At 49.1% G+C, this 14,665-nt stretch carries 11 protein-coding genes; 2 read left to right on the top strand and 9 right to left on the bottom strand.

Annotated features, from left to right (window positions below):
- Positions 1-12: 12 nt before the first annotated feature.
- Positions 13-189, top strand: coding sequence for a DUF1540 domain-containing protein (locus tag J5W02_RS01395; RefSeq protein ID WP_219963866.1), 177 nt, complete (start codon positions 13-15; stop codon positions 187-189).
- A 255-nt stretch (positions 190-444) separates the two neighbouring features.
- Positions 445-2,472: a methyl-accepting chemotaxis protein gene (locus J5W02_RS01390; RefSeq protein WP_219963865.1), complete on the top strand. Its 2,028-nt coding sequence runs from the start codon at positions 445-447 to the stop codon at positions 2,470-2,472.
- A gap of 62 nt (positions 2,473-2,534) precedes the next feature.
- Here the strand turns inward: J5W02_RS01390 and J5W02_RS01385 are convergent, their stop codons facing one another.
- The 9 genes from J5W02_RS01385 to J5W02_RS01345 all read right to left on the bottom strand — a co-directional run bounded on the left by J5W02_RS01385 (position 2,535) and on the right by J5W02_RS01345 (position 14,504).
- Entirely contained in the window at positions 2,535-4,355 is a 1,821-nt protein-coding gene (locus J5W02_RS01385) for a glycosyltransferase (protein ID WP_219963864.1), read from the bottom strand.
- 319 nt (positions 4,356-4,674) lie between these two features.
- Positions 4,675-5,481 carry an HAD-IIB family hydrolase gene (locus tag J5W02_RS01380; RefSeq protein ID WP_219963863.1) on the bottom strand — a complete coding sequence of 269 codons (807 nt, stop codon included), beginning with the start codon at positions 5,479-5,481 and terminating at the stop codon, positions 4,675-4,677.
- 42 nt (positions 5,482-5,523) lie between these two features.
- Positions 5,524-6,342: an HAD-IIA family hydrolase gene (locus J5W02_RS01375; RefSeq protein WP_219963862.1), complete on the bottom strand. Its 819-nt coding sequence runs from the start codon at positions 6,340-6,342 to the stop codon at positions 5,524-5,526.
- A gap of 52 nt (positions 6,343-6,394) precedes the next feature.
- Complete coding sequence (locus tag J5W02_RS01370; protein WP_219963861.1) at positions 6,395-7,906, bottom strand: iron-containing alcohol dehydrogenase; 1,512 nt, start codon at positions 7,904-7,906, stop codon at positions 6,395-6,397.
- Between the two features lie 66 nt (positions 7,907-7,972).
- On the bottom strand, positions 7,973-9,532 hold the full coding sequence (locus J5W02_RS01365; RefSeq protein WP_219963860.1) for an FGGY-family carbohydrate kinase: 1,560 nt from the start codon (positions 9,530-9,532) through the stop codon (positions 7,973-7,975).
- 302 nt (positions 9,533-9,834) lie between these two features.
- On the bottom strand, positions 9,835-10,209 hold the full coding sequence (locus tag J5W02_RS01360) for a DUF1667 domain-containing protein (RefSeq protein ID WP_219963859.1): 375 nt from the start codon (positions 10,207-10,209) through the stop codon (positions 9,835-9,837).
- An 8-nt stretch (positions 10,210-10,217) separates the two neighbouring features.
- Positions 10,218-11,489 (bottom strand): NAD(P)/FAD-dependent oxidoreductase, encoded by a 1,272-nt coding sequence (locus J5W02_RS01355; protein WP_219964413.1) that lies wholly within the window; start codon positions 11,487-11,489, stop codon positions 10,218-10,220.
- Between the two features lie 31 nt (positions 11,490-11,520).
- The gene (locus J5W02_RS01350; protein WP_219963858.1) at positions 11,521-12,963 is read right to left on the bottom strand and encodes an NAD(P)/FAD-dependent oxidoreductase; all 1,443 of its coding nucleotides are present in this window, start codon (positions 12,961-12,963) and stop codon (positions 11,521-11,523) included.
- Positions 12,964-13,184: 221 nt separating this feature from the next.
- Complete coding sequence (locus tag J5W02_RS01345) at positions 13,185-14,504, bottom strand: RuBisCO large subunit C-terminal-like domain-containing protein (RefSeq protein ID WP_219963857.1); 1,320 nt, start codon at positions 14,502-14,504, stop codon at positions 13,185-13,187.
- Between the last annotated feature and the right edge of the window lie 161 nt (positions 14,505-14,665).

The following is a 14,665-nucleotide window of genomic DNA, read 5'->3' as shown; positions in this document are numbered from 1 at the left end:
AGGTCTTTCAAAATGATGAACAATGATAAAAAAGCCAATCAAAGCATTCAGTGTACTGTTGACCAGTGCGAATATCATTGCCAGAATCAGGACTACTGCAGCCTTGACTGCATTAAAGTAGGTACCCATGAGGCAAATCCGACCGTGGAAGAGTGCACGGACTGCGAGTCTTTTCAGGTGAAACAGTAATAATAACAAATCGAATCCGAACCGAATGAGCAAAAAACATTTTTTGCTCATTCGGTTCTTTCTGTTGAAACATTAACAGCATCTTAAATATCCAAAATTTTCATGCCAAAAACATGTGAAATGGTAAACGTGCTAAATTTAAAAAAACAAGGATTTCGCCCAAATCTTTTAGTGAGATAAACCGATAAAAGGAGTACAGGATTACTGTTCCCCATTTTGTTTTCCTGTAAATAACGCAGGGAGTGTGATACAGGCATGAAACCAAAAAGAAGCGTACTATTCAAAATGTTCCTCTTTGTTGTCCTTCCGGTAGCAGTTGTGTTTTGTGTAACAGCGGCGATTGTGTTGACCACTGTGAAGCAGACGGTTACCCAGCTGACAAATAACCAGGTCACCACAGACTCCAAAGCTGCCTCCTACCAGATTGAAGCCTATTTTGCCCAATATACTGAAGTTGCAACTCAGATGGCTGCAAACTCACAATACGAAGATATCTTTTTGAAAACGGGTCCCGGCACCGTCCTTACTTCAACAGAAGAGTACCACAACGTAAAGCGTTCGATGGACAGTGTAAAGCAAAGCGACCCGGACAATATCGTCATTTCGTGGATTGCAGATGTGGATTCCAGCCAATATACACAGTCGGATGGATATTTATCCGGAGCGGACTGGAAGATTACGGAACGCTCCTGGTACAAAGAGCTCTTGGAAAAGCAAACAGTCATCTTGACGGAACCGTATCAGGACGCACATACCAATGAATGGACTGTCAGTGTGGTGGCGCCGGTTTACCAGAAAGGGACCAAAAACCTGATCGGTGTGACCGCGATCGATTTCAGCATAAAGAACCTGCAGTCCATGGTGTCGGGCTATAAGCTGGGTAACACTGGATTCTATATGCTGGCAACGGACGATGGTAAATTCATTTATCATCCGGACAAGGAAATGAATGATAAAAATGTTTCCGAGAGCAATATGTCCAAAAATCTTGTCACAGCAATTCAAAACAAAACTGCGGGAGCCATTACATACACGGCTATGAATCAGACCAATTACGGCTATGTGTCCCCCATAGGAGCTACAGGCTGGACTGTAACAACAGGCCTGCCGGAAAAAGAATTCAATGAAAAATACAATGCGGTGCAGATGTCGGTCTACATTATTTTTGGAATCGCTCTGCTCATTCTGATGACGCTGATTGTTCTGGTATCCAAAGGCATTATTCTCCCGCTGAAAAAGCTGACGGTCGCCGCGGGGAAAATTGCGGACGGAGATCTGGACGTTGATCTCCACATTACCTCCAAAGATGAAACCGGCCAGGTTGCCCAAGCTTTTTCACGCACGGTCGACCGGCTCAGGGAATATATCCTCTATATTCAGGAGGTTTCCTCGGTTCTGGATCAGATTGCCGTGGGCAACCTTGCCTTTGAATTACAATGCGACTATGTCGGAGAATTCTCCAAAATTAAAGATTCGCTGGAAAATATTAAAACTACATTGGTAAAAACTTTTTCGGGGATTTACGAGTCCGCGGAGCAGGTCGCGAGCGGCTCCGGTCAGGTAGCAGACGGGTCACAGGCGCTTGCACAGGGTGCGGCGGAACAGGCAAGCTCAATAGAGGAGTTGTCCGCTTCTATTACAGAAATCGCCGGTCAGGTCAATCTGACCGCCTCCAACGCGGCAAACGCGAGCCAACTTGCGGAACAGACCTCCGTGGAAATTCAGCGCGGAAATGAGTCGATGCAGAAGCTGGTCGCGGCTATGGAGGATATGAGCCAGTCTTCCGGCGAAATCGGAAAGATTATTAAAACCATTCAGGATATTGCCTTCCAGACCAATATTCTTGCGTTAAACGCCGCCGTGGAAGCGGCGCGCGCGGGTTCCGCGGGCAAGGGCTTTGCCGTTGTGGCGGATGAAGTAAGAAATCTGGCAAGCAAGAGTGCCGAAGCCGCGGCAAACACCACCACACTGATTGAAAACTCCATTTACTCTGTAAACAACGGTACAAAGATCGTTCAGGAAACGGCGCAGTCGCTCAGTCTGGTGATTGACAGTGCCCAGAAAACAACTCAGCTGATTGATGAAATTTCCAAAGCCTCCAAAGATCAGGCTCTTTCAATCGATCAGATTACAACCGGTGTAGATCAGATCTCCGCGGTTGTACAGACCAATTCCGCCACTTCGGAAGAAAGCGCGGCGTCCAGTGAAGAACTGAACGGACAGGCGCAGATGCTGAAAATGCTGGTGGAACGTTTCAAAACATCATCCCTCGAAGAGAATTAACAAAAACAAAGAACGACAGCCGGCCGCATCAGCGGCCGGCTGTCGTTCTTCCCAGAAATTTTCTATTTTCTGCTTGTACGAAGCAGAATATTCAGCCCCGCGGTGTCCAGATAATTCAGTTCTTTGACTGAACGCACAATCTGGTCAGCCGCCAGCGTGTCGTAGCCATTGGCAAAATACACGCCGGCCAGAGCGGTCAGTGCCGCAGGACTGTCTATGTCATTTAGAACATACAGCAGTTTTTGAAACAGATGGAACTCCCGCACACGAATAACCCGGCCAAAAAGAACCGTCACTGTGTTTAAAACGCTGTTCCAATCTTCCTCTTTATAAAAAGCCTGCTCGCTGTTTTCCCGGTATACGTTCCAAATTTGCCGGAATGTGCGCACGGTTGTTCCGTCACAGTATCTTTCCGCCAGACGAATCCATTTTCCGGTGTCGCCGGTGTCGAGAATCAAAGTCAGCAAAAACAGGTACTCTGCGCTCTCTTCCCCAATCCTGCTCAAAACGGAACAAGCTGTGTTTGTAATGACCAGAGGCTCAAAAAGGTCACGGGCCTTTTGATACTCCTGTGTATAAAAATACAGCTTTGCCCTCAAAAATGTTTTGTCCTGCTCATAGCCGGGCTGTTTTTCAAGAATATCCCAATAGACAACCCCGTAGGCGTACAGCCTTTCTTCAATCAGAATATCCGTCAGTACAATCAGGTTCGGCGGGTCATCCAGATTGGCAAAAAACGCCGTCAGCTTTGCAACGGCGGTTCTCTTATCGTCATATATCAGGTTCAGTACATGACCGACGGAGTACAGGGTCTGATAATGAACGGTGTCCTGTAAAACTGCCTGTTTGTAACAATTCAGCGCTTTCTCATAATCACAAAGGCGGACGTACAACCCGGCAAGCGATAAAAGCGGACCGGCCGGACTGTCCCCGGCAAGCCTCAGCTCCGGTGGGGAATCCCCCATCTGCATGCATCGCTGGAAACTGTCGATCGCCAACGTATATCTCCCCCACTCCGCATACACCGTCCCCCGGAGCAGTTCCAAATCGGTGCACTGGGGATAGAGCGCGAGCGCCTCGTCAATCGCTTTCAGAGAGGATTCATATTGCTTTAGATGATAATATGCAGCTGCGCGCCGATAAACCAGATGGGATGCGTAAGGCTGTGATTCCTCCATTCCGGCGTACGCTCTGTCGTAAAACAGCACGGCGTTTCTATAATCGGAATTCGACAGGTATTCATTCCCCAGATGAAACAGGAGAAAGGGATTTTCCGGATCTTCTTCCAGTTCACTCATCAGGACAGCACAGTTCCGTTTCCTTTCCAGCCGTTCCTTTGCGCTCTCATCCGCACAGCCGAACCGGTAAACTCTGAAATTCTTCCGTTCGAACAGTCCTTTGGCGATCTTCTTGCCGTCTTTTCTGAAGAGCTGTTCATGTATTTTCCCCCGGAAGCAGTAAATTCCGTTGTTCCGCAGCAGACGCAGGGTATTTGCCAAGGGCTGACGCGAGCCGTCATTGCTGTTTTCCGAAAAATTGAGAACCGTAAAATGGCATCCGTGGGTTTTCGAGTTCTGAACATAATCCATCAGCGCTTCGCGTCCGCTTCTTTCAAATACCTCACAGGAATCCATCAGCAGCACCCACTTTCCTCCCGCTTTGTCGATGGAATAATTTCTGGCGTCGCTGATACTGCCGTTCCATGGAAAAGGATATACCTTTGCCCCGAATTTTTCTGTGATTTTCCCACTGATTTCGGATGAACCGGTATTTATCAGAATGATTTCATCGGCGAGATCCCTTACGCTTTCAAGACAGCCTTCTATGGTATTTTCTTCCTCTTTCACAATGACACACAGGCTGAGAGTTCTTTTACGACCCATATCTGCATCACTCCCTGTGGATTTCTGAAAATGCCTGAGTACGGGGTTTTGAAACGCAAAAATGCGGGCCTGTTTCCTTCAGGCTTTCAATATATTCACTATCATTCTATGAATTTGGAAGATATCTGGTTCAATTAATTTTTCTGTCATCCGATATTTTTTCGCACACACTTTTATATTATAAAAAAGCAGGCCGCCTATTCGCTCGTCAGAACGGACCGGCAGCCTGTTAAAAAAGGGCAGTGCGCAAATTCTAAAAGAAGATAAAAGATCAGGATGAAAAGTACAAAATTTACAACTGCCTGAGAAAACCAAAAAATCATATACAGTGCGCCAGCGCCCAGGCGACGCCGCGATCGCGCTCTTCCGTTGGAACCACAATCACTCCACCGGGCAGCGGCGGAATTGCGGAGCCCCGGTGAACAAATACCGCTGTTCCCGCAAAATCGAGCATGGGCAAATCCGTTTCGCCGTCCCCGACCGCCATGACCTCCTCCGGAGAAAGCCCCAGCCGCCCGCACACAATGGACAGCGCTTTGCCCTTGTTGGCCGTCGGCGTATTGACCTCTCCCAAATAGGGGTAGGAACGACCCGCCGCAAGATGCCCGATTTTCTCCGGCCATGTGGCCAGCGCCTGTGCGACCGACTGCGCGTCACCCAAAAACATGACCTTGTTTACCCGCTCAAGCGGCAGGTCGGCCGGTGTAGGAACATCGAACCGCTTGTAAAGCCGGAATGAATCCAGAATATTCGACAGCCAGTTTTTGTCCATATCCTGCGGAAACCAGAAGGGGATGATCTCTGGCTGGAAGGCCAGCATAGAGATGCCGCCAACCGTAATCCCCTGTTCGTAAACAGAGCGCAAATCCTCCGGGTCCAGAAAATCCTGATACCATACTTCATCTCCCGACAGGACCAGCGCCCCGTTTCCCAGAATCAGCGGGCCGTTCATCCCCAGCTCCCGGCAGATGGACTCTACTCCCTGAAGCGGTCTGCCCGTAGACAGAATCACTTGAATTCCGGATTCCATGGCCGCTTTTACCGCGGAAGCATTTTCCGTACTGATTCTGCCCGCTTCATCGGTCAGGGTTCCGTCAACATCCAGTGCAATCAATTTGATGGACATTCCTAACGCCCCCTTTTCAATGATTTATGACAAAGATCGGTTTTACAAACAGGGAATCATCTGTTTGACGGAATCAAAAATAAGATGAGGCTTGACATCCGAATCCGGAAGGTCCTTTAGCTGTGCCTCGCCGCTGAGAACAAAGATTCCCGTCAACCCGTTGTTGACCCCGGCCGCAATATCCGTATACAGACGGTCACCCACCATAGCGGTCTCTTTTTCCGTGCAATGGGTCATTTTCAGCGTATACTCTACAATCTCACGGTTCGGCTTTCCGATTACCTTGTCTGGACGGCGTTTGGTAGAAGCTTCTATAAAGGCGTGAATGGAACCAGCGTCCGGAATAAACCCGGTCTCCGTCGGGCAGTTAAAATCCGGATGCGTCGCTATGTACGGAAGCCCCTCTCTGACGAAATCGCAGACCTTGCACATTTTTTTGTAATCCAGAGAGGTATCGAAAGCTGTAATAACCAAATCCGGATGCTCGTCGTCCAGCGGAATTCCCATTTTTTCAAACTCCGCGGTCAGCATGGGGTTCCCCAGCAAGAAAACTTTTTTGCCCGGAAAATTTTTCTTTAGAAAATCCACGGTCGCATGACCAGAGGTAATCAGCTGCTCAGGGCGAATTTTCAACCCCATACGCTCCAGCTTATCAAAATATACATCCGCACTTTTAGAAGAGTTATTGGTCATAAAAACATATTTTCGTCCAGTTTCTTCCACCCGGTTCAAAAAGTCCCTTGCACCGTCTATCCACTGTTCTCCCAGATAGATCGTTCCGTCCATATCCAGCGCAAAGCATTTAATTCTGTCCAGAAGATGGTCTGGATCCGCGTTTACCTTAATACGATTGTCGCTCATGGTTAACCTCCAAAGACTCCCTCTTTTCCCCGCGTCAAGAAGTCTGATTTTATCAGTGTGCCGCCGAGGAATTCTCAGCACGCACAGTTCTCACTATTTCATAATATCGGCTGATAATGTCATTTTCCCAATCCTCATCATACCATCCAAGGAAATAGGTCAAATCAGCGGAAGTAAAGCGCTTGCGCATTAAATTGGCACAGCGCATGGCCCAACGGAAGCGTTCTTCCGTGACAGGCGCGTCCAGCTCGTCAAAAAGCAGTGGGTGCTTCGCTTTATTCAACGCCCGTGCACAGTCAAGCGCTGTGTGAGGAAGCAGCTCTTTGAGAACGGTGCGGTGTTTGGGCCACTCCTTTAAGAAGGCTTCAAATTTCGGGCGGTTATCGTTCCATTTTTTCAGCTTCTGGCTGTAATCGTTCCAGCATTCGCTGCCCATTTTTCCCGAGGGGTCGATTGACTGAAATGTATCCAGAACCTTTTTCTTCATTTCTTCCTCTGAAGGATAGCAATTGCTAATATCGATTTCTTCATCCGCCAGTTTTCTATTAAGACGGGTGACGAGCTTTTCCATATTGATTAAAGCGAGAATTTGCGATTCGCCCACCTGCTGACCGTGTACCCCTGTCTTTCTCTTGTCGTAATTCGCAGTCATATCCAGCATATGACTGATGACATGCTCATAGCCGGAAACCGGCACGGAATCTCGTGCAAACGTCATAGTGAGCCCGGTTACCAACAGGCACTTCCCCAATACTTCCATTCCGACAAAAGACCGATTGGCCACTTCTTCCATATACGGAATCAAAAGCTCTTTGATGTCGTCCACAATACGCCAGCAGCCGTCCAGTACCGTTGCGGTACCCATGCAGTCGGCCAGATACCAATCCGCGAAAGCACCAAACACCGGAAAAAGATCGCCCACGCCACCCACTGTATAGTGCAGCGGACAATCCATCAGAGTCTGTACGTCCATCACAACTATGTTCGGTGTACGGGAAGGCCATGTCCGTTTGACACCGTCCTTGGAAATGATGGAGGAAAAGGACGTATAGGCCGGTACCGTATTGGCCGTCATAAAGGAAATCAGTGGAATACGTTCACAGTTGTTTTCATTTCGATAAAGAAAGCATGCGTGCTTTGCAATATCCGTAACGGTTCCCGAGCCGATGGAAATGACCGCGCAGGTTTTATCCAGATGCGACTGAACCGTTTGAACCTGGTTTGCGTCCGCGTGAACGATCCCGTACTCGTCCCCCTTAAGGACAAGCCTTTCAACAGCGTACCCGGCGTGGCTCAGCAGCGCCTGTACCTGTTCCTTTACTTTTTCTCCCTTGCGGAGAATGACCGTCTCGTCCATTACCGCGAGCACCCTTTGCCCGGCCTGGACATGCAAAGACTGCAGTGCGTCAGGCAGTTGCTCAATAGCGTCCTTGCCGACGATCACGTCCTCCAGATCTATTTTCGGAATCTGATCGTAATCCGGCCAGCGTTTAATCCGCTCATTCAAATCCTTCATATTGCCAACGTCGTACTTAAATACGGGAGGCATTAATCGATTTAACATGATGAACTCCTTCCTTTTTGCGGGGCTGCGAAAGTCGTTTTCAGGCTTTCGCAGCCGGAAATGCTATTAATGATTTTCAGTAAAATTATTTAGTTTCTGATAGAAATCTCCCTGCGCAAGCGAGCTGTAGGCGGTCTTGAACAAGTCGTACAGTTCGTTATACTGCGGTACTGTCTTCGGATTTGGCTCATAGGTACTTACCTTCTTAACCATTGTGTCTACGCCTTCCTGTACGCTCTTGAACACGCCGGCGCCCACGCCGCCCAAAATAGCCGCGCCCATAACCGTGCATTCGCCTTCCTTAAGCATTGTTGCGGGACGATTGTAAACATCCGCCTGAATCTGGCACCAAAGTTTGGAGTTAGTCGCGCCGCCGCTTAGGATGATTTCATCGATATCTATAAAGGAATAGAACGCCTCCAAAACACTCCTGGCTTCCAGGGTTACGCCTTCCAGCACCGAGCGCGCCAGAGATGCGAAATCGCTCTTAAAGCTAAGTCCCAGGAAAGCGCCGCGGGCCGTGCCGTCGTAGTTCGGACAGTTGGACCCGGCCAGATACGGCTGGAAGATGACGCCGTTGCTGCCAACGGGTGCCTTTTCCGCGTGTCTGTCAAGAATCTGGTAAGGGCTGGTCTGTGTAATTGGTTCAATCATCTTGCATACCTGACCGACGGTGTCGCGGAACCAACGGTAGCTGCTGGCGGCCGCCATCTGCAGTCCTTCTGACTCCCACGCCTTTTCCGGGAAAGCAGCAGCCGAAAGGGAAACCTTCTTGTTGGGATCGTGCTTAGGTGTATCGAGAGCGGCCAAACTGACCCCGGAGGTCCCAAAGGTCACCTCACACAGACCTTCATGTATGACGCCCGCGCCAATTCCGGCACACTGCTGGTCACCGCCGCCGGTACAAACCGGCATACCGATTGGTAACCCGGTGCGCTCGCTCGCATACTTGTCGATTGTTCCTACCTGCCAGCCGGAACCGACCAGACGGGGCAATTTATCTTTGCTGATGCCGAACCGTTTCAGAAGCGGGTCGCTGAACTCCATTGTCTGTACATCGAGCAGCCCAAAATAAGAAGCGTTCGACCAGTCCTGGAACCAGCCGTCTCTTGCGCCGAGCTTATACAGAAAATATTCCTGCGTGGTCAGAATTTTGGAAGCTTTCTCATAAGTCTCCCGCTCGTTATTCAAAACCCATTTCACTTTACCGCTTCCCCATGCGGTACCTACTGGAAGACCCGTAATCTGAGTGTATTCGTCGCCGAATTCACTCATCCATTTTGCCTCCGCCTCACAGCGGGAATCCTGCCAGGAAATTCCCATGCCGTTGCGCATGACGTTGCCGTTCTTATCAACATACATATGTAGAATACGCTGGGTAGATAAGCCGATTGACGCAATTTCATTGGGGTCCACTCCGGCTTTTTTCCCTTTTGCCACAACCTCCGCCAGCGAGTCGTACATCGCTTCGACCATCATGTTGATGTCCTGATCGATCCATCCCGGTTTATAATAAACACAATCATACTCTCGGTATCCCTGCGCGATTACGTTCCCGCTCAAATCATAAATCTTGCTCCTGAGTCCCGTTGTTCCGCTGTCCAGACCAATTAAATATTTCGCCATTGTTTTTTCCTCCCTTTATCAACCTTTTCAATACTTTTACCGCAGCCACAATGCCCGCAGAATTTGATGGTTTGCCTTAAAATTTACACAGCTTTACAAGTCCTGACCAAACCGAAAAGCTCCGCTGTAACTAATTCCAACCCATATAAAACCTGTTGTTAGGCTCATTCCCCGAGTGGATCATTCCATATTTGTACAACGATATTTGTGTTTAATAATAAATGTGTAATAAGGCTGAGGAAAAATCACACTGTATGCGGCCCCGCCGCACAGTGACAGAAGCAGGAGATAACCGGGTTATCTCAGAGGGTACCGCCGGATTTTACATTTTTGGTAGCCACAAAAGGAATCCCTGTCCCCGCCGCGTCCTTCAAAACGATATCTCCGATTCTGACCGGAGCGGCCACTTTGATGGATTTTAAAGCATTTGCACAATCAAATATTTTATCTTTGGGAACCGCTTCCCTTGCTTTTACTGACAGCACACGAATGTCCCCGCCGGAAACCCCTACCGAAGACGTTACAATTCTTGTTGGGCATGTAACTTCCTTCAAAGCATATTTTTCTCCGCGTGGGCAGGTATTCCCGGTTACCTTCACCACCTTACCATCCTGCATATTTACGGTAATCATGCAGCCGAGCGGGCAGCCGATACAGATCAGTTCTCTCTTCTCCATGATGCTCCTTACTCCCTTTCGATCTTAACGGTAATTTTCTTTAAGTCGGGATATTCCTGCAGTCTTTTCCTGTCAAGAGTAATATCCTCCATTTCCCCCGGAGCCATAATCATTTTTTTGCGGTGCAGTACCCGTTCATCATCATAATAAACGCTGACATAACTGTCCTTAAAGACGTTTCCTACACGGAAACGCACCTTGACCGTATCCGCCATGCGACCGATATTCACGGTTTTCGGCACGGTGTAGCGAACCCCGTCCACCGCCTCCAGCGTAACTGTGTGCGCGGGAGCTTCCTGACCGTCGAATTTTCCAAGTACATATTTCGCGGCGTTCTTTCCCGCCAAAGCGGCTTCTTCAGAAACATAATCCACCAGGTCATGCACATGAAGGACATTTCCGCAGGCAAATACACCCTCGATATTGGTTTCCAGACTTTCATTGACAACTGGCCCGCTGGTAACAGCGTTCATCTGAACGTTTATCTTATTTGACAGCTCGTTTTCCGGAATCAGGCCCACGGAAAGCAGAATGGTATCGCAGTCGTAGTCCTCCTCGGTCCCCGGAATAGGTTTCATGTGTTCATCCACCTGTGCGATGGTGACACCTTCCACACGGTCAACCCCCCGGATATCCACAATGGTATGGCTTAACCGGAGAGGAATGCCGAAATCGTCGAGGCACTGTACAATATTCCGCTTCAATCCGCCCGAATACGGCATGATCTCAGCAACCACCTTGACATGGGCACCCTCCAGCGTCAATCTCCGCGCCATAATCAGTCCGATGTCTCCCGAACCCAGAATGACAACCTCCCGGCCGGGCATATAGCCTTCCATATTGACAAGCCGCTGGGCGGTTCCCGCAGAGAAAATGCCGGCCGGCCGGAATCCGGGGATATTCAGTGCTCCCCTGGGTCTTTCCCGGCAGCCCATCGCCAATATGATCGACTCTGCCTGAATATGTACCAAACCTTCCGTCTTGTTCATATAGGTAACGATTTTAGATTGCGTAATATCCATAACCATGGTATTGAGCTTATACTCTATCTTCTCCTCAAGAACCTTCTCAATAAACCGATAAGCGTATTCCGGTCCGGTCAGTTCTTCTTTAAAAGTATGCAGTCCGAACCCGTTGTGGATGCACTGGTTCAGAATCCCGCCGAGTTCCCTGTCCCTTTCCAGAATCAGAATACTATCGACGCCCGACTCCTTTGCCTCCAAAGCTGCCGCAAGCCCGGCGGGTCCCCCGCCGATGATAACAATTTCATATGACTTCATCATTCATCATGCCTTTCTTCCGTGAACCTTTTTACAGTTCTTTGGTTTTACCGACAACAAGCTGGGAGCCGCCGCCCTTTTTGGTAATTTCGGTCATGCCGATTCCCAGTTCCCTCGAAAGAACCTCCATCGTTCTGGGTGTGCAGAAGCCGGCCTGACACCGGCCCATGCCCGCGCGGGTTCTTCTTTTGATACTGTCCATGGATTTTGCACCTAAAGGCCGGTGAATTGCGTCCACAATTTCTCCTTCAGTAACCATTTCACAACGGCAAATGATATTACCGTATGCCGGATTTTTCTTAATCAGTTGATTTCTTTCCTCATCCGTAAGCTTTTCCGGCTTTAAGACGCCTTTTCTGGTTGAAACAAATTTCTCTTTTTTCTTTAAGTTAAGCTTTTCGGATACCATTTTTGCCATCATTGCCCCAATCGCGGGCGAACTGGTCAGTCCGGGGGATTCGATTCCCGCGGCGTCGAAGAAGCACTCGGCATCCGGAACCTCCTGCACAATGAAATCATGTTTGTCCTGATGCGCACGCAGGCCCGCGAAAGAGGTAATCACCTTATTCATGGGAATCACCTTCTTGGACAAATGATTGGCCTTTGCCTTTTCTGTCAGAAGCTGCAGGATATCCTGTGTGGTATTGATTGATTCCTTATCCTCCACGTCGTTGGCGGTGGGGCCGACGTACAAATTCCCATGGACGGTGGGCGCAATCAGGATACCCTTCCCCATTTTTCCCGGAACTGGGAAAACGGAAGCGGTGAAAAGGTCCCCCACCGTTTTGTCAAACAGCAGATATTCTCCTTTGCGCGCGGTAATATGTATTTTTTCTTCGCTCACCATGTTGTGGAATTTATCCGCATAAACACCGGCCGCATTGACGACGCACTTCGTCTCAATGGTTCCGTGATTGGTTTCCAGCGCGTATTTTTCGCCCTTTTTATGGATCTGCAGAACCTCCGTCTCAAACCGGAATTCCATCCCGTTCACATTGGCATTTTCCCCCATGGCAATGGCAAGGTTGAACGGGTCGATCACTCCACCCGTAGGCGCGTAAAGAGCAGCCACCGTTTTATCCGTAAGGTTGGGCTCCATTTTCATGACTTCCTCACGGGTAAGGATCCGTACGCCCGGAACTCCGTTTTGACGGGCCTGATCGAGCAGAAGCTCCAGATGCTTTATTTCCTCCTCGTCGGTGGCAACCACCAGAGCACCGTTCTTCTTCACCGGAAAATCCAGTTCTTCCGCCAATTTCCAGAGAAGAGCGTTGCCTTCCACATTTAATTTCGCCATCAGTGAGCCCGGCTTTGCATCAAACCCCGAATGGATGACTCCGCTGTTCGCCTTTGAAGTGCCGGACGCAACATCATCACCCTTTTCCACCACACACGCATTGAGCTGATACCGTGATAATTCCCTTGCAATACAGCACCCGGTGACCCCGGCGCCGATGATTACAACATCATACATTATGATTACTCCTCCGTCCTTTTCGTCTCATAAGCAGGCCAGAAAACTTATGAATCAAAGTCAACACCGCAATTTGGGTAAACGGGGCCCCTATTGCCCCAAGATAAAAGGCAATATCCTCCGTTTGGGAAAACATGTTCTTAAATCTGACAGCTGAATGCGCACACCGGCACATTCAACTGTCCTGTAACATCACTATTTTAAGGCTGGCGGAAAAATAATCAGCCCTTGAGATCAAAGATTCCTGTTTTGTTTTCCTGATAGTAACCCCAAGCGTCAAACGCCGCCTGCAGCTCCTTGTGCTGCTTTGCCGCTTCCAGCATGTTCTGCCCGGACACAGCGGCGTCGATTGCCTGACGGAATGCTTTTGCTCCGGCCCTCGGCCCCATCGGATGGCCGTGGATGCCGGCGCCGCTCGCGATCATAACATCGTTGCCGAACTTCTTGACAACGTCTTCCACATGACCCTGTGTTGTGCCGCCGCCCGGCATTGGGAATACCGCCTTGAGGTTGCCCAGAGGTGACAGCATCTTGTATCCGCTGTCCACAAACGTGTCCATCATCATTGGGAATTTGCCGTATGGTGTCAACGCGATAATCATATCCATACCGGCCATTCTTGGCAGTGTCGCGCCAATCAGTGTCGCGCTCATACCGGACCACGGTGACTCGTAAACCGCACCTGTATAATCGGAATGTCCCAAAATCGGAACATTAATATTCTTGTCCTCGGCGATCATTCTGCTTGCATCCAGTCCGACCGAGTTATAGTTAAGCAGCAGTGCGTTTGCTCCGGCTTCAATGGCTCTGTATGCATTGTCTCTCAGATTCTCTGTTTTGTCCGTAATGTTAAAGGCATAGAGCGTCTTTTCGCCCTTCTCCTCGTCCGCGCGTTTCAGAGCGGCCATGACCGCTTTTACTCTTTCTACCAACGGGCAGTGAACAGGATTGGAGATCAGCTCGTCATCCTTGATTACATCCACGCCGCCTACGGCAGATTCAAACGCCAGTGCCGCCGTTGCTTCCGGTGAGAGACCCGTGCAGGGTTTAATCATGTTGTTCAGCAGCGGACGATCATAAACACCGAGAAGTTTCCTGATGCCCGGTACGCCGAATTTCGGGCCCTGGAACTCATTCAGGAAAGAATCCGGGAACTCAAGGTCTAACAGCTTTACTTTCCCTGAGCTTGAAATGTTGCCGATAACGGCACTCAACAGCATGGCGAACTGTGCATTGCCGAAATTGCCTGTCGGATAGGCGATACGGATAATAAAATGTCTTTCTTCGACATCGTTCGGAATTTCAATCTGGTAAGCGGGCGTCTCATATACACCAACTACCCTACCTATGCATTTCTCACGCACCTCGGCGGTTTCCTGTGGTACCTGAATCCAGGTTCCGCAGGTTTGCTCACATGCCAAAGCGGCAGCAAACTTCATCATATTGGTGTTCCGCTTTGTTGCGCAATAATAGGTTGCGATGACAAAACGGTCCTTTTCCAGTGCTTCCGGGTATTGAATAATAATAGGATCAATATACATAATTGTTCACTCCTTCTTTGTTTTCTACGGCTATGTATTTCCTATGGCATTATTATAACTGCCTAAAAATCATAAGAAAATATTGAAATTTATTTCAATATTATCTAAAATTTAGGCTTGTCCCATCCTGTTCGCCACCTTTGCTACATGGTGTATAAGCC

Source organism: Caproiciproducens faecalis (genome assembly GCF_019448085.1).
Classification (GTDB): domain Bacteria; phylum Bacillota; class Clostridia; order Oscillospirales; family Acutalibacteraceae; genus Caproiciproducens; species Caproiciproducens faecalis.
Note: the sequence above shows the minus strand (reverse complement) of the source record. Positions and strands in the feature narration are given on the sequence as shown.